At 55.9% G+C, this 16,502-nt stretch carries 15 protein-coding genes; 9 read left to right on the forward strand and 6 right to left on the reverse strand.

Features of this window, described 5'->3' with window-relative positions; genetic code table 11:
- The first annotated feature begins 38 nt into the window (after positions 1–38).
- Positions 39–1,586 (forward strand): MFS transporter, encoded by a 1,548-nt coding sequence (locus KK102_RS17545; RefSeq protein WP_216358121.1) that lies wholly within the window; start codon positions 39–41, stop codon positions 1,584–1,586.
- A gap of 196 nt (positions 1,587–1,782) precedes the next feature.
- Positions 1,783–3,120: a polyamine export protein PaeA gene (gene paeA, locus KK102_RS17550; protein WP_216358122.1), complete on the forward strand. Its 1,338-nt coding sequence runs from the start codon at positions 1,783–1,785 to the stop codon at positions 3,118–3,120.
- A gap of 71 nt (positions 3,121–3,191) precedes the next feature.
- Here paeA and KK102_RS17555 read toward each other — a convergent pair whose 3' ends face one another.
- A complete protein-coding gene (locus tag KK102_RS17555) occupies positions 3,192–3,398 on the reverse strand; it encodes a DUF1107 domain-containing protein (RefSeq protein WP_003856054.1) in 207 nt (68 codons plus the stop codon).
- Positions 3,399–3,723: 325 nt separating this feature from the next.
- Here KK102_RS17555 and KK102_RS17560 point away from each other — a divergent pair, with 325 nt between their 5' ends.
- On the forward strand, positions 3,724–4,281 hold the full coding sequence (locus tag KK102_RS17560) for a YtfJ family protein (protein WP_042714214.1): 558 nt from the start codon (positions 3,724–3,726) through the stop codon (positions 4,279–4,281).
- Here the strand turns inward: KK102_RS17560 and cysQ are convergent.
- Entirely contained in the window at positions 4,275–5,015 is a 741-nt protein-coding gene (cysQ, locus tag KK102_RS17565; protein WP_010427426.1) for a 3'(2'),5'-bisphosphate nucleotidase CysQ, read from the reverse strand. The genes KK102_RS17560 and cysQ overlap by 7 nt on opposite strands.
- A 190-nt stretch (positions 5,016–5,205) precedes the next feature.
- Here cysQ and KK102_RS17570 point away from each other — a divergent pair, with 190 nt between their 5' ends.
- Positions 5,206–7,149 carry a bifunctional 2',3'-cyclic-nucleotide 2'-phosphodiesterase/3'-nucleotidase gene (locus KK102_RS17570; RefSeq protein WP_216358123.1) on the forward strand — a complete coding sequence of 648 codons (1,944 nt, stop codon included), beginning with the start codon at positions 5,206–5,208 and terminating at the stop codon, positions 7,147–7,149.
- Between the two features lie 91 nt (positions 7,150–7,240).
- Here the strand turns inward: KK102_RS17570 and KK102_RS17575 are convergent, their stop codons facing one another.
- Complete coding sequence (locus KK102_RS17575) at positions 7,241–7,627, reverse strand: winged helix-turn-helix transcriptional regulator (RefSeq protein WP_010427428.1); 387 nt, start codon at positions 7,625–7,627, stop codon at positions 7,241–7,243.
- Positions 7,628–7,711: 84 nt separating this feature from the next.
- On the opposite strand from KK102_RS17575, the gene KK102_RS17580 reads away from it, so the two are divergent.
- The 3 genes from KK102_RS17580 (at position 7,712) to KK102_RS17590 (ending at position 10,507) form a co-directional block, all read left to right on the forward strand.
- Positions 7,712–8,560, forward strand: coding sequence for an SDR family oxidoreductase (locus tag KK102_RS17580; RefSeq protein ID WP_216358124.1), 849 nt, complete (start codon positions 7,712–7,714; stop codon positions 8,558–8,560).
- Between the two features lie 81 nt (positions 8,561–8,641).
- Positions 8,642–9,466, forward strand: coding sequence for an AraC family transcriptional regulator (locus KK102_RS17585; RefSeq protein ID WP_126545627.1), 825 nt, complete (start codon positions 8,642–8,644; stop codon positions 9,464–9,466).
- Between the two features lie 75 nt (positions 9,467–9,541).
- Positions 9,542–10,507 (forward strand): DMT family transporter, encoded by a 966-nt coding sequence (locus tag KK102_RS17590; protein ID WP_216358157.1) that lies wholly within the window; start codon positions 9,542–9,544, stop codon positions 10,505–10,507.
- Between the two features lie 87 nt (positions 10,508–10,594).
- Here the strand turns inward: KK102_RS17590 and KK102_RS17595 are convergent, their stop codons facing one another.
- Positions 10,595–12,244, reverse strand: coding sequence for a methyl-accepting chemotaxis protein (locus KK102_RS17595; RefSeq protein WP_216358125.1), 1,650 nt, complete (start codon positions 12,242–12,244; stop codon positions 10,595–10,597).
- 246 nt (positions 12,245–12,490) lie between these two features.
- On the opposite strand from KK102_RS17595, the gene ytfE reads away from it, so the two are divergent.
- Positions 12,491–13,153 carry an iron-sulfur cluster repair protein YtfE gene (gene ytfE / locus KK102_RS17600; RefSeq protein WP_216358126.1) on the forward strand — a complete coding sequence of 221 codons (663 nt, stop codon included), beginning with the start codon at positions 12,491–12,493 and terminating at the stop codon, positions 13,151–13,153.
- A gap of 96 nt (positions 13,154–13,249) precedes the next feature.
- Here ytfE and cycA read toward each other — a convergent pair whose 3' ends face one another.
- Both cycA and fklB read right to left on the reverse strand, forming a co-directional pair.
- A complete protein-coding gene (gene cycA, locus KK102_RS17605) occupies positions 13,250–14,659 on the reverse strand; it encodes a D-serine/D-alanine/glycine transporter (protein ID WP_126545630.1) in 1,410 nt (469 codons plus the stop codon).
- Positions 14,660–14,970: 311 nt separating this feature from the next.
- Entirely contained in the window at positions 14,971–15,591 is a 621-nt protein-coding gene (gene fklB, locus KK102_RS17610) for a BamJ family beta-barrel-assembly machinery protein (RefSeq protein ID WP_172411118.1), read from the reverse strand.
- A gap of 232 nt (positions 15,592–15,823) precedes the next feature.
- On the opposite strand from fklB, the gene KK102_RS17615 reads away from it, so the two are divergent.
- The gene (locus KK102_RS17615) at positions 15,824–16,459 is read left to right on the forward strand and encodes a LysM-like peptidoglycan-binding domain-containing protein (RefSeq protein WP_216358127.1); all 636 of its coding nucleotides are present in this window, start codon (positions 15,824–15,826) and stop codon (positions 16,457–16,459) included.
- Positions 16,460–16,502 lie beyond the last annotated feature (43 nt).

Raw genomic sequence — 16,502 nt, forward strand, 5'->3', positions numbered from 1 at the left:
AAATACAGGTTAAACATTACCCTACACTGGATATTATTATGGTCAAACCAACTGAACGTAGAGTTGGTTATGGCGTGGCGCTTGGCTACGGCATAACCGATCTGTTTGGCGGAGGCGCTTTCGCCATTATCGGCACCTGGCTGTTATTTTTTTACACCACCTATTGCGGACTCTCCGTGATTGAAGCGGGCTCAATATTTGCCATTGCCCGCGTCATTGATGCGTTATTAAGTCCGATTATGGGTTATATCACCGATAATTTCGGGGATACCTGGCTTGGACGAAAATTTGGTCGTCGCCGCTTCTTTTTATTACTTAGCTCCCCGTTAATGTTTCTGTACGCCCTGCTGTGGATGACGGACATGGGATACTGGTACTACCTGGGCACCTATCTGTCTATTGAGCTGCTGTCGGCAATGGTGCTGGTGCCCTGGGAAACGCTGGCGGCGGAAATGACCAACCGCTACGAAGAGCGCAGCCGTCTTTCGGGCGTGCGGATGATCTGCTCACAGCTGGGGGGTTTTCTTGCGGTTTCGGTCCCCGGTGTGATTATGCAGTTTACGGGCAAAGATAACCCGTTTACCTATACCCTCACCGGACTGATATTTTCCTGCGTGTTCTGCCTGGCGGTATTTATTACCTGGTACACCACCTGGGAAGCAAAAGATGTCCATCAGGAATCGAACTTCAAGGTGGATAATCAGCGTAAAGGCGGGCTGGGGAATCACTTAAAATATCTGGTGCTCGATCTCTTTTCATCATTCCGCATCCGCGCGTTCCGCCTGCATATTCTCATCTATATTTTTTCTTTTACCGCAATGGATGTATTCGGATCGGTCTTTACCTATTACGTAGTTTATTGCCTGAGCCAGGATGCCTCTGCGGTTTCCGGCTGGCTAAGCATTGCGGCCTTTGCCTCGGTACCGGGCACCTATGGATTTATGCTGCTGTTGAACCGCCTGAACATGACGCCTTCTGCCGCCCTGCGGCTCTCGTACGGCTGCATCTTCCTGGTGCTGGTGTTCCTGTTTACGGTCTACCTCACCAAAACGCAGGTGCCGACGCTGCTCTTCTCAGCGGTCTTTATCCTGTTGGGAGCGGCACGTTCCGGCCTGTATTACATCCCCTGGAATATTTACAGCTTTATTCCGGACATTGACGAGATGGTCACGCAGCAGCGCCGCGAAGGAATTTTTGCCGGGGTGATGGTTCTGACCCGCAAAAGCACCGTGGCGATTGCCATCATGATAATCGGCCTGGTGCTGCAGGAGTCCGGTTTCGTGAAGGGCAGCGGTGCCCAGCCTGAAAGCGCGCTGGGTGCCATTATCGGGCTGATGATTTTCGCCACGGCAGCCCTGCTGGCCGTCAGCTTCTTTACGACATACCAATTCAAGCTGACCCGTGAGACACACAAGGTACTGCTCAAAGAAATTGCCCGCCGCAAGCTGGGCGGTGATTATCGCGACTGCGACGAGAAAACCCGTGTGGTGATCAAGCAGCTGACGGGCTACGAGTATGATCAGGTGTGGGGAGGTGATGCAACGCGCCGTGCAGTGGGTAACGCCCCGCTGTCGACCGTCAAATAGCGACATATGCCGGGCTGGCTCCCCACCTGCCCGGCCTTTTTTTGCCCAAAATGTGACCTCTGGCAGATTTACATCTCTTTACGCTATACTACCCGCTGAAATAATCGGCTCAACGCTACGAGCTGACGTTCAATGTGTCTTCACACAAATGGTATCAACTCCCCTTCTGAGGATCTGGCGAGAAGCCGGATAAACTATGTTAAACAGTATTTTAGTAATACTTTGCCTTATTGCCGTCAGTGCATTTTTCTCGATATCCGAGATCTCGCTGGCCGCGTCCCGTAAAATCAAACTTAAGCTGCTTGCCGATGAAGGCAACATCAACGCCACGCGCATCCTGAAAATGCAGGAAAACCCGGGCATGTTCTTCACCGTGGTGCAAATTGGCCTTAACGCGGTCGCTATTCTCGGCGGTATCGTGGGTGATGCGGCGTTTTCCCCGGCGTTTTATAGCCTGTTTGTGCAGTACATGTCCGCCGAGCTGGCCGAACAGCTGAGCTTTATCCTCTCCTTCTCGCTGGTGACCGGCCTGTTCATCCTCTTTGCAGACCTGACCCCGAAACGCATCGGTATGATTGCGCCAGAAGCCGTGGCTTTGCGTATCATCAACCCGATGCGCTTCTGCCTGTACGTGTTCCGCCCGCTGGTGTGGTTCTTCAACGGCCTGGCAAACGTGATTTTCCGCATCTTTAAGCTGCCGATGGTGCGTAAAGATGACATCACCTCTGACGACATTTATGCGGTCGTGGAAGCCGGGGCGCTGGCCGGGGTGCTGCGCAAGCAGGAGCACGAGCTGATTGAGAACGTATTCGAACTTGAATCCCGTACCGTGCCGTCTTCCATGACGGGCCGTGAGAACATTATCTGGTTCGATTTGCATGAAGATGAGCAGAGCCTGAAGAACAAAGTGGCGCAGCATCCGCACTCTAAGTTCCTGGTCTGTAATGAAGATATCGACCACATCATCGGTTACGTCGACTCTAAAGACCTGCTGAACCGCGTGCTGGCAAACCAGAGCCTGGCGCTGAACAGCGGCGTGCAGATCCGCAATACCCTGATTGTGCCGGACACCCTGACGCTCTCAGAAGCGCTGGAAAGTTTCAAAACCGCCGGGGAAGACTTCGCGGTGATCATGAACGAATACGCGCTGGTGGTGGGTATTATCACCCTCAACGACGTCATGACCACGCTGATGGGCGATCTGGTTGGCCAGGGGCTGGAGGAGCAGATTGTTCAGCGTGACGATAACTCATGGCTGATCGACGGCGGTACGCCGATTGAAGACGTGATGCGCGTGCTGGACATCGACGAGTTCCCGCAGTCCGGCAACTACGAGACCATCGGCGGCTTTATGATGTTTATGCTGCGTAAGATCCCGAAACGTACCGACTCGGTGAAGTTCTCCGGCTACAAGTTTGAAGTGGTGGATATTGATAACTACCGCATCGACCAGCTGCTGGTGACGCGCATCGATAACAAACCGACCGTACTGGTGCCGAAGCTGCCGGATGCCGAAGAGAAGGTGTCGGCGTAAAGTCCCTGACTCCACAAACATCAACGGCTCCCATCGGGAGCCGTCTTTTTAACTACTGCATAGCACGTTGGTTAAGCCATCTCAGTCTGCAGACGCATAACCTGACGGTTGACTTCGGACATCACAGACAGGTGCTGTTTGTCCTTCACTTTCGGGATAAGGATCTTGCCCTTATCAAACTCAAAAGCGCCAACATCCTTGATGTACAACCGTCCACGGAACAGGATCTTCACGTACTTCGCCACCTGAAGCGGGTTGTAGCGTTGGAAAATTTTCATTCTTGTATCTCCTGCGAATCATACGCTCTTGCGGTGCCACAATCGGCCCGACTGTCCTGAGCGCAAATTTTATTGCCCAATGACTATAGACCAGAACTACGTTGTTACCCAGTGTGCATAAGTTTATTTACCGTTTGATTACAATTATTCAGAATAATCTTTGCAAACCGTGACTCAGGGCAGTATAAGCCGTCGTTTTTTCATGGATATGTGCGTTCACCCGCAAACTGGCATCGGGATTGCGGGAAAACCCCATTGATCGCACTTATGATTAAAAGCGTAAGACCAAGTGGTCGGATCACCTGCTAACAAAAAAGGAAACACCATGACCCTACGTAATATCCTTGCAGCAGCCTGCCTGCTGCTGCCCCTGTGGGCTTGCGCTCACACGATTGAAAAAGGACAACGCGTACCGCCAGTCGGCATTGCTGACCGGGGAGAATTGATTCTCGACAATGATAAGTTTAGCTACAAAGCCTGGAATAGCGCGCAGCTTGCGGGCAAAGTGAGAGTTGTACAACATATTGCCGGTCGTACATCCGCGAAAGAGAAAAACGCTACTCTGGTGGAAGCGATCAAGGCCGCAAAATTCCCGCACGATCGCTATCAGACCACCACCATTGTGAACACCGACGATGCCATCCCCGGCTCCGGCATGTTTGTGCGCTCGAGCCTGGAGAGCAACAAAAAGCTCTACCCGTGGTCGCAATTTATCGTCGACAGCAATGGCGTGACGCGTAAGGCGTGGCAGCTTGACGAAGAGAGCTCTGCGATTGTGGTGCTCGATAAAGAGGGACGCGTGCAGTGGGTGAAGGACGGCGGATTAACACAAGAGGAAGTGCAGCAGGTGGTTGCTCTGCTGCACAAGCTGCTGGCTCAGTAAATTGAAACCCGGAAGCCAGGGTTGAGGAACGATTCGCGCGGGGTATAGTCCAGCGGCTTACCCTGCCAGTCATGAACATGCGCACCGGCCGCCGCCGCTACCGCGTGCCCTGCCGCCGTGTCCCAGACGTTGGTTGGCCCAAATCGCGGGTAGAGCTGCGCGTGTCCTTCCGCCACCAGGCAGAACTTGAGCGATGAACCAATCGACGTCGTCTGGTGTTCACCCAGCTGCTGCAAATACTCCTGCAGTTCGCTGTCGCTGTGGGAACGGCTGATCACCACCAGCGGTGGACGCGCATCACGCACCTGAATCTGCTTACGCACGCCGCACTCTTCCTTCCAGGCTTTACCTTCCGCTGCGCTGTACATGACTTTCATTACCGGCGCGTAGACCACGCCGAGCACCGCTTTTCCTTTCTCAATCAGGGCGATGTTGACGGTAAACTCACCGTTGCGTTTGATGAACTCTTTCGTTCCGTCCAGCGGATCCACCAGCCAGTAACGCTGCCAGTGCTGGCGCTCGTCCCAGCCCTGCGGCGCTTCTTCTGACAGGACGGGAATATCCGGCGTTAACGCCTGCAAACCTTTCAGGATCACGCCATGCGCCGCGATATCCGCCGCCGTGACCGGGGAGTCATCCGCTTTGCTGACAACGTCCATCGGCTTCTCGCCGTCGTACACTTGCATAATGGCATCACCCGCATCCCGTGCGAGCTGACAAATTTTATCTAACATTCTCCACCTCTTCGTTAACGCAGTGGTCATAACTCGTTGTTTTATTTATATCGTAATGTGAACAATTCTGCTATCTGTGAAGCAATTCCGGTTTCACTACCCTTATTTCTGGCAGGATTCACACTTCTGTAAGCAACGCGATATACATACATAATCTTTTGTGGCTTGGATCGAAAAAAGGACTCTTCTGATGATTAAGTTTAGCGCAACGCTCCTGGCGACGTTGGTGGCCGCCAGCGTTCAGGCGGCAACGGTGGATCTTCGTATCCTGGAAACGACCGATCTTCACAGTAACATGATGGACTTCGATTACTACAAAGATACGCCTGGCGAAAAATTCGGACTGGTACGCACAGCAAGTTTGATTCACGCCGCCCGCGGTGAAGTGAAAAACAGCGTGCTGGTCGATAACGGGGATTTAATTCAGGGTAGCCCATTGGGCGATTACATGGCCGCGAAAGGGCTGAAAAAGGGCGAAATCCATCCGGTTTATAAGGCGATGAATACCCTGGACTATACCGTCGGCAACCTCGGCAACCACGAATTTAACTACGGTCTGACATACCTGCACGATGCGCTGGCCGGCGCAAAATTCCCGTACGTTAACGCCAATATCATCGACGTTAAGACCAAAAAACCGCTTTTTACCCCTTATTTGATTAAAGAGACTGAGGTAGTTGATCAGGACGGTAAAAAGCAGACGCTGAAGATTGGCTATATCGGCTTTGTGCCGCCGCAGATCATGACGTGGGATAAAGCCAACCTCGACGGGAAAGTGACCGTTAACGATATCACCGAAACGGCGCGTAAATACGTACCGGAGATGCGTGAGAAAGGGGCGGATGTTGTGGTCGTTGTCGCCCACTCTGGCCTCTCGGCCGATCCGTACCAGGTGATGGCGGAGAACTCGGTTTACTACCTGAGCGAAGTGCCGGGCGTGGACGCGATCCTGTTCGGCCACGCTCACGCGGTCTTCCCGGGTAAAGATTTCGCCAGCATCAAAGGCGCGGATATCGAGAAAGGGACGCTCAACGGCGTGCCGTCGGTGATGCCGGGCATGTGGGGCGACCATCTCGGCGTGGTGGATCTGGTGCTGAACAACGACGGCGGCAGCTGGAAGGTGACGCAGTCAAAAGCCGAAGCGCGCCCGATTTATGACGCTGCGGCTAAAAAATCTCTGGCAGCTGAAGATAAAAAGCTGGTCGACGTGCTGAAGCATGACCACGATGCGACCCGTGAATTCGTCGGCAAGCCGATTGGGAAATCCGCCGACAACATGTACAGCTTCCTGGCGCTGGTGCAGGATGACCCAACCGTTCAGGTGGTCAATATGGCGCAAAAAGCCTATGCCGAACACGTTGTTCAGGGCGATCCGGATCTGGCAAAACTGCCGGTGCTTTCAGCCGCTGCACCGTTCAAGGTAGGCGGACGCAAGAACGATCCGGCAAGCTACGTGGAAGTCGAAAAAGGCCAACTGACGTTCCGTAACGCCGCCGATCTCTATCTTTATCCGAATACGCTGGTCGTCGTCAAAGCGACGGGGAAAGAGGTGAAAGAGTGGCTGGAATGCTCCGCCGGGCAGTTCAACCAGATTGACCCGAACAGCAGCAAGCCGCAGTCGCTGATTAACTGGGACGGGTTCCGCACCTACAACTTCGACGTGATCGACGGCGTGAAGTATCAGATTGATGTTACTCAGCCAGCCAGATACGACGGCGAGTGCCAGACTCTTAATCCGCAGGCTGAACGTATCAAAAACCTGACCTTCAACGGCAAAGCAATCGACCCGAATGCCACCTTCCTGGTGGTGACCAATAACTACCGCGCCTACGGCGGTAAGTTTGCCGGAACGGGTGACAGCCACATCGCTTTTGCTTCACCGGACGAGAACCGCTCGGTGCTGGCGGCGTGGATCAGCGCGGAGTCGAAAAAGGCGGGCGAAATTCATCCGGCAGTCGACAACAACTGGCGTCTGGCGCCGATCCACAGCGAGACGCCGCTGGATATCCGTTTTGAAACGTCACCGTCCGACAAGGCAGCCGCGTTTATCAAGGAGAAGGCGCAGTATCCGATGAAACAGGTCGCGACGGATGATATTGGGTTCGCGATTTATCAGGTGGATTTGAGCAAGTAGCGGCGATTGTGCCGGGTGGCGCTTCGCTTACCCGGCCTACGGGATGAAAGAGTACGGGTAGGCCGGGTAAGGCGAAGCCGCCACCCGGCTTTTACGCCGCGCGATCGTCCCGATTCGCCATCACCTTCGGCGTATTTACCTCAATCCAGTCCGCCAGCGCGGCCACTTTCTCGCTCACCTCAACGCCCAGCGGCGTCAGACTATACTCTACGTGCGGCGGCACAACCGGATATGACACGCGATCGACAAACCCGTCCTGCTCCAGCGCCTGAAGCGACTGGGCCAGCATCTTCTCGCTCACGCCCCCCATTTTGCGGCGCAGGTCGCTAAAGCGATGCGTACCCTCGCGTAACGCCACCAGGATCAGCACGCCCCAGCGGCTGGTGACGTGCTTAAGCACGTCTCTTGAAGGGCACTGTTCCGCGAAGAGATTGCCATCGCGCATTTGCTCGCTGAGTGTCGGAATGGTCTTTTTCATACTTACCTTTTTGTACGTACTTACTAAAAGTTAGCTCCAATGTTAGTGTGCCACAACACCAGACAAACACGAAGGAGATTCATCATGATCGCGATTACCGGCGCTACCGGCCAGCTTGGCCAGCTCGTTATTGAAGAACTGCTGAAAACCGTTCCAGCCAGCCAGATCGTGGCTATTGTGCGTAACCCCGCGAAAGCTGAAGCGTTGAGAAACCAGGGGATTGTGGTTCGTCAGGGGGATTACACCGACCTGCCGGCGTTCACGACTGCGCTGAACGGCGTGGATAAACTGCTGCTGATCTCCTCCAGCGAAGTGGGCCAGCGCGCCGCGCAGCACCAGAACGTCATTAACGCCGCCAAAGCGGCAGGCGTGAAGTTTATCGCCTACACCAGCCTGCTGCATGCGGACACATCGCCGCTCGGCCTTCACGTTGAACACGTCGAAACCGAAAAAGCGCTGGCAGAGTCTGGCGTGCCCTATGCCCTGCTGCGCAACGGCTGGTATACCGAAAACTATCTGGCGAGCGCACCGCCGGCGCTGGAGCATGGCGTGTTTATTGGTGCTGCAGGCGAAGGCAAAATCGCCTCTGCGACCCGTGCAGATTACGCGGCGGCTGCAGCCAAAGTCGTTTCTGAGGACGGTCACGCAGGGAAGGTGTATGAACTGGCGGGCGACAGCGCGTGGACGCTGAGCGAACTGGCGGCTGAACTGAGCAAGCAGAGCGGTAAGCCGGTGGCGTATCAGAACCTGAGCGAAGCCGATTTTGCCGCTGCGCTGAAGGGCGTTGGCCTGCCTGCCGGGCTGGCGGATATGCTGGCGGATTCAGACACCGGCGCGTCCAAAGGCGGCCTGTTCGACGACAGCCGTACCCTGAGCAAGCTGATTGGTCGCCCAACGACGACGCTGGCGGAGAGCGTCAAATCCATCCTGTAAATGTTACGGGTTGGTTATTTTTTGTGGCATCCCTTCGGGTCATCTCTGATAATGAAGCGATGACCCACTAGGAGGCTCACCGTGCAAGGCGTACCGGAACAGTTCATTGATGAGAGAGACAGCGCGCGCTTTCGCCATCTGGCGCAGCTGCCGGGCCTGGAACTCTATCACGCACATATCTCTGACTACGCCTTTGAGCCTCACACGCACGAAGCCTTCGGCATTGGCACCATTGAAACGGGCGCCGAACGCTTTCGCTATCGCGGCAGCCAGCATCTCGCGGCGGAGAAATCCGTCGTTACCATGAACCCGGACGAGATCCACACCGGCGAATCCGCCACCGAGGGCGGCTGGCGCTACCGGATGGTCTATATCGAACCCGATCTGCTGGAAGAAGTCACCGGCCTGCGCCACTGGTGGTTTAGCGACGTCACCCGCTACGACCCGCAGCGCTCGCTGCAAATCGGCCAGCTGATTTACGGCCTGTGGCATACGAACGACCCGCTGGCACAAAAAGGAATGCTGCTGGATCTGATTGAGACGTTCCGACCGTTAGCCCATCACGCGCCGGTGATTCAGGAAGGCGCACACCGGTTCGAACGCGTTCGCGAGTATCTGCACGATAACTATATGCACCCTCTGACGCTGGACGAGCTGGCAAACGTTGTCTCGCTCAGTCCGTACCATTTCCAGCGCCAGTTCAAGGCCCATTTTCACATCACGCCGCATCAAATGCTGATGGCGATCCGCCTCTGGCGCGCCAAGGCGTTTCTCACCCACGGCATGCCTGCCGCCGAAGTGGCTGCCGCAACCGGGCTGACCGACCAGTCGCATCTGACCCGCGCCTTTACACGCCGCTACGGCATTACGCCGGTGCGCTATCAAAAGCAGGTTGCGCAGCGCTAATGCGCAATCTCATACAATACGCACGTATTTTGCCCTCCTACACTGAGTGCAAAGTAAATCAATGTGGATGGAAAAATGATTAGCGGCGTGTTGTATGCCCTGCTTGCAGGTTTGATGTGGGGGCTGATTTTTGTCGGCCCGCTGATAGTGCCGGAATACCCGGCGATACTGCAGTCCACGGGGCGTTATCTGGCGCTGGGGCTGATTGCCGTGCCGCTGGCGTGGCTGGGGCGTGCGCGTCTGCGTCAGCTGGGCCGCCAGGACTGGCTCACCGCGCTGGCGCTGACCATGATGGGTAATCTGATCTACTACGTCTGTCTGGCGAGCGCCATTCAGCGCACCGGTGCGCCGGTGTCGACCATGATTATCGGCACGCTGCCGGTGGTCATCCCGGTTTTCGCGAACCTGCTTTACAGCCAGCGTGACGGCAAACTGGCGTGGTCAAAAATGGCGCCGGCGCTGGTCTGCATTGCCGTGGGCCTGGTGTGCGTGAATATTGCCGAGCTTCGCCACGGCCTCGAAAACTTCAGCTTGTGGCGTTACGGTTCAGGGATCTTTCTGGCGTTTATCTCGGTTGTCTGTTGGGCCTGGTATGCCCTGCGCAACGCACGCTGGCTGCGGGAAAACCCGGATAAACATCCGATGATGTGGGCGACGGCGCAGGCGCTGGTCACCCTCCCTGTCTCGTTGCTAGGCTATGTGGGCGCGTGTGTCTGGCTGGGTAGCCAGCAACCGGCATTTACCCTGCCCTTCGGACCGCGCCCGTGGGTATTCGTCGGGTTAATGGTCGCCATTGCCGTGCTCTGTTCGTGGGTGGGCGCGCTGTGCTGGAACATTGCCAGCCAGAAGCTGCCGACGGTGATACTGGGGCCGCTGATTGTCTTTGAGACGCTGGCAGGGCTGCTCTATACCTTCCTGATGCGTCAGAGCGTGCCGCCGCTGCTAACGGCCTGCGGGATCGCGCTGCTGGTCGTTGGGGTGGTGATTGCGGTGAGAGCGAAGCCGGAAAAACCGAGGGTCGTTCCGGCGTCGGAGGGGTGATATTTGCCGGGTGGCGGCTCCGCCTTACCCGGCCTACAAGGAGCCGTTTCGTAGGCCGGGTAAGCGCCAGCGCCACCCGGCATGATGTTAAAACGTTTCCCAGTTCGCTTCAGACGCAGCCGCTACCGGCTGCGCTTTTGGTACATAGCTCTTTACCGGCGCGGCTTTGACCGCCTGATTGCGGGTAATTTTAAACACCGCCACCGCGTCGTTCAGGCGCGCGGCCTGATCTTCCAGCGCCGCCGCGGCCGCCGCAGACTCTTCCACCAGCGAGGCGTTCTGCTGGGTGACGCGGTCCATCTCCGCCACCGCCTGACCGACCTGATCGATACCGCGGCTCTGCTCGTCAGAGGCCGAGGCAATTTCGCCCATGATGTCGGTGACGCGGGTAACCGCATTGACGATCTCTGCCATCGTCGCGCCCGCTTCGTTCACCAGCTGAGAACCCGCATTTACGCGCTCGCCGGAATCGTCGATCAGCGCCTTAATCTCTTTCGCCGCCTGAGCGCTGCGCTGGGCAAGGGTACGCACTTCCCCTGCCACCACCGCAAAGCCACGGCCCTGCTCGCCTGCACGGGCCGCTTCCACCGCCGCGTTCAGCGCCAGAATGTTGGTCTGGAAGGCAATACCGTCGATCACGTTAGTAATTTGCGCAATTTTGCTTGAGCTGGTGGCGATCTCGTCCATCGTACGCACCACGCCTTCCACCACGTTACCGCCCTTCTTCGCGGTTGAGGAGGCATCCAGCGCCAGCCGGGAAGCCTGACGCGCGTTATCGGCGTTCTGCTTCACGGTGGCGGTCAGCTGTTCCATGCTGGCAGCGGTCTCTTCCAGAGACGCGGCCTGCTGCTCGGTACGGGAAGAGAGATCGTTGCTGCCCGCAGAGATTTCGCCCGCGCCGGTGTAAATGGTGTCTGCGCCTTCACGCACCACGCCCACGGTGTTCGCCAGCGACGTTTGCATCTCCTGTACGTTGCGGGCCAGGATCGCCATCTCATTTTTACCGTCAGCCTGAATCGGTTGGGTCAAATCCCCCGCAGCAATGGCGCGGATATGGTTGATGACGTCCTCCAGAGGCAGCAGCAGCACGCGACGCATCGCAATCCAGCTGGAGATAATCACCGCAATGACGAGAATCATGACGGCAGAAAGGATCCACAGGATGCGCTTATAGTCGCTTTCGTTATCCTGAATGCCTTTATTAGTGAGCGCGGCCTGCGCCTCACGCCACTCGCGGTAGACCTTTTGCATCGCCGTCTGCTTCTGCTCGGCGTTCTGTTTAAACATATCTTCCAGATTGCCCTGGCCCAGCAAAACGTTCATTTGTGTCAGCGTGGCGGAATATATGCGGTACTGCTCCTCCAGCCGATCGGCCAGTTTCTCATCCAGACCCGGGGTTTCCGGCAGCGCGTAGTATTTATCGTAATGCGCCTGGGCATCGGCCAGCAGGTTTTTCGCGGTGTTCACCAGTTCGTTCAGCTGACCGCCGTTAATCTGCGACGCCATGCTGCTTTGCAGGCGCAGCATGCCGCGGTTCAGCGTCACGCGCGCCTGGTTCAGGCTGATCCAGGCATCGGTAAATTCCGCGACGTTTTGGCTGGAAAGCTGAGAAACGGTGAAGTTCTCTTTATCATTATTCAGCGCATTGATGAAAATGCCGGCAGAGATCAGCTGCATGATGCCGAGCACAAGCAGCACCGAAATCAGAAGGGTAATGACTTTTATACGTTTAAACATGCGTTGCCTTTTTTATATGCAGGTATTGTCTGACGTGTATCTATCGGCAGGCTCGGCGCGTTGTTTACTGTTTCTACACCTTTAAAAACTTTCTAAAGCACTTTCTTATGTTCATTCAGGGAGTTAAAAGAGACATTTTTTTTGTGATCCACATCTCATTCTCTCCCTTCCCTCTAAAGGGTTATAGCCTCTCCATAAAGATGCATTTAATATGCATCTTATATTATTCATGACGAGGTAACTGCTATGGCCTTCCGCGACCAACCCCTGGGCGAGCTGGCGCTCTCCATCCCTCGCGCTTCTGCGCTGTTTCGTAAATACGATATGGATTACTGCTGCGGCGGTAAGCAAACGCTGGCGCGCGCAGCGTCGCGTAAAGAGCTGGATGTCGAAGAGATTGAAGCCGAGCTGGCACAGCTGGCCGAGCAGCCCATCGATAAAGACTGGCGCACCGCACCGCTCGCGGAAATCATCGACCATATCATTGTGCGTTACCACGATCGTCACCGCGAGCAGCTGCCGGAGCTGATTTTACAGGCGACCAAAGTTGAACGCGTTCATGCCGATAAACCTTCCGTACCGCGCGGTCTGGCAAAATACCTGACCATGCTGCACGAAGAGCTGTCCAGCCACATGTTGAAAGAAGAGCAGATCCTCTTCCCGATGATTAAACAGGGCATGGGCAGCCAGGCGATGGGGCCTATCAGCGTGATGGAAAGCGAGCATGATGACGCGGGCGAACTGCTGGACGTGATCAAGCACACCACCCACAACGTCACGCCGCCGCCAGAAGCGTGTACGACCTGGAAAGCGATGTACAACGGCATTAACGAGATGATCGACGACCTGATGGAACACATCAGTCTTGAGAATAACGTGCTGTTCCCGCGGGCGTTGGCCGGGGAATAAAAAAGGCCGCTGCGGCCTGACGCCCTCACCCCGGCCCTCTCCCATGGGGAGAGGGTGCAAAAACTAAAAACGGCAACCGAAGTTGCCGTTTTGCTTTTACCTTACGCCAGCCATCCGTTTCTTACCGATAAACATCCAGCCCAGCCCCAGCGCGATAAACCACAGCGGCGTGACGATCAGCGCCTGACGGGTATCATCTTCCAGCGTCAGCAACACCAGCACGAAGACGAAGAACGCCATGCATACCCAGCACATCAGCTTGCCCAGCGGCATCTTGTAGATCGATTTCTCATGCAGGTGTGGACGCTGTTTGCGGTACGCCAGGTACGAGCACAGGATGATGGTCCAGACGAACATAAACAGGATCGCAGAGACCGTGGTAATCATGGTGAACGCGCCAATCACGCTCGGGTTGACGTACAGCATCACCACACCGCCCAGCAGGCAGATGCAGGAGAAGGTCAGCCCTTTCGCCGGTACTGCACGTTTAGACAGCCTGGCAAACGCGCTCGGGGCAACGCCCTCCTGCGCCAGACCAAACAGCATACGGCTGGTGGAGAACACGCCGCTGTTTGCAGATGAAGCCGCTGAGGTCAGCACCACGAAGTTAATCAGGCTCGCAGCAGCAGGCAGACCCACCAGCACGAACAGCTCAACGAACGGGCTCTTGGTTGGCACCACCGAACTCCACGGCGTCACGGACATAATCACGATCAGCGCGAAGACGTAGAACATGATGATACGCACCGGAATGGAGTTAATGGCGCGCGGCAGGGATTTCTCCGGATCTTTGGTTTCCGCAGCCGTGGTACCCACCAGCTCAATCCCGACAAACGCAAACACCGCTATCTGGAAGCCCGCAAAGAAGCCGCTAAGGCCTTTCGGGAACCAGCCGCCGTCATTCCACAGATGGGTAAATGATGCCTGAACGCCGGTTGGCGACTGGAAGTGCGTCAGCACCATCACCAGGCCCACAACAATCAGCCCCACGATAGCGACGATTTTGATCATCGCGAACCAGAACTCCATCTCGCCGAACATTTTCACGGTCGCGAGGTTCAGGCTCAGCAGCAGGACAATCACCGCCAGCGAAGCCACCCAGTCCGAGAGGCCGGGGAACCAGAATTGCGCGTACGCCGTGATGGCCACAACGTCAGCCATACCGGTGACAACCCAGCAGAACCAGTAGGTCCAGCCGGTAAAATAGCCCGCCCATGGCCCCAGAAGGTCGGAAGCAAAGTCGCTGAAAGATTTGTATTCGAGATTCGAGAGCAGCAATTCACCCATTGCGCGCATCACGAAGAAAAGCATAAAACCGATGATCATATAAACGAAGATGATCGACGGCCCGGCAAGACTGATGGTTTTGCCTGACCCCATAAACAGCCCGGTACCGATGGCCCCCCCGATAGCGATAAGCTGAATATGACGGTTTGTGAGATTGCGCCGTAGCGACTGTTCAGACGACGCCTCTTCGTCGGCGACGACTTTGACCTGATCTACCATGTGATATTTTCCTGTTTATGCCTGTCTGTGTTGTTAAGGCTCTTCTGGCCTTTAAATACGTCAAAGAATGACGGTCCCTTGTAAGGGCTAATCGATATTAGGTAAGAATCGGCGGGATGAATACTATGATTTGAATATTATGTTAATAATATGTTGAAAGTGAGTGTCATATCACTCATACAGCGCGAAACAGCTCACAAAAATACACGCAACAGTTTCGTTTGCAAGATAAAATGTTGATTACGTCGTAACTATAGGTTTTATCACTATTTTCCTCTCCCCGGACGGAGAGAGGAAATAAGAAAAGCCGATTACAGGATTTCCAGCAGCTCGACTTCAAAGACCAGGGTGCTGAATGGCGGAATGGACGCACCCGCGCCACGCTCGCCATAGGCCAGGTTCTGAGGAATGGTCAGTTCCCATTTGGAGCCAACTGGCATCAGGGTCAGCGCTTCGATCCAGCCCGCGATAACGCCGTTAACCGGGAATTCAGCCGGTTCGCCGCGCGCAACAGAGCTGTCGAACACGGTACCGTCAATCAGTTTACCGGTGTAGTGAACGCGAACGTGGTCGGTGCGTGCCGGGATCGCGCCGTCACCCTGGTTGATCACGCGGAACTGCAGGCCCGATTCGGTGCTGTTCACGCCTTCGCGCTCGCGGTTCTCTTCCAGGTATTTCACGCCTTCTGCTGCCATCTCTTCGAAGCGCGCGCGACGCACGGCGTCAGCACGTTCGTGAATTTCACGCAGCGCGCGGTGCACCACGTCAACCGGAACAGCCGGATGATTGCCTTCCAGCGCGTCAGCGATACCCGCCACCAGCGCTTCCGGTAACAGACCTTCCAGGCCGGATTCGCTCAGCTGCTGTCCTACCTGCAAGCCGATGCCGTAGCTTGCCTGCGCTTCGATAGTGTCAAAAGTCGGGGTGGTCATGGGTTTTCCTTCCATCACATTTAAAGTAGCGGGCAGCATATCAGCCATGCCCTTATGGGTAAAACTTTGTCTTAAGTAAAGGTGACAAACTGCGGCGAAACAGAAACAATAGAGCCAGTCAGGATTTTCCCAAATATGTGTCACGAAAGCTGGCTTTGTTACGCCCATCAGGCAGTTAGCAAACTACACTTCTCAGGACAGGATAAAAAAGACGCGGAGCAGGAGGAGAGCCATGCCCGGGCGATTTGAACTGAAACCTACCCTGGCGAAAATCTGGCAGGCGCCAGACAATTTTCGCATTATGGACCCGCTGCCCCCTATGCACCGCAGAGGCATTATCATTGGCGCGCTGCTGGTGATCGTGGGCTTCCTGCTTCCTTCTGGCGGCGACGACGTTGATACCGCGCCGGTGACCCGCAATGCGCAGCTGGATATCCAGTCGCAAACGCGACCGCAGCCGGACGCACAGCCCATGCAGACGCAGCTGGTGACGCCATCCAACGATCCGGGCCAGGTCGCACCTGTAGAGCCTGAACCCGTTCAGGAAGAACAACCGCAGCAGCAGGCCGCTGCGCCACAGGTTCAGCAACCGACAGGCATTGAGCAGCAGTGGCGTTCCTATCGCGTTGAGCCGGGTAAAACGCTCGCGCAGCTGTTCCGCGACCACAACCTGCCTGCTACGGATGTCTATGCTATGGCGCAGGTGGAGGGCGCAGGCAAGCCGCTGAGCAACCTGCAAAATGGACAGATGGTGCAGATCCGCCAGAACGCCAGCGGCGTGGTGACCGGCCTGACGATCGATACCGGTAATGGCCAGCAGGTGCTGTTTACCCGTCAGACCGACGGCAGTTTTATTCGCGCACGCTAGTTCTGTAGGCCGGGTAAGGCGTAGCCGCCACCCGGCACACTGT

It is taken from the genome of Enterobacter quasimori (genome assembly GCF_018597345.1).
GTDB lineage: Bacteria > Pseudomonadota > Gammaproteobacteria > Enterobacterales > Enterobacteriaceae > Enterobacter > Enterobacter mori.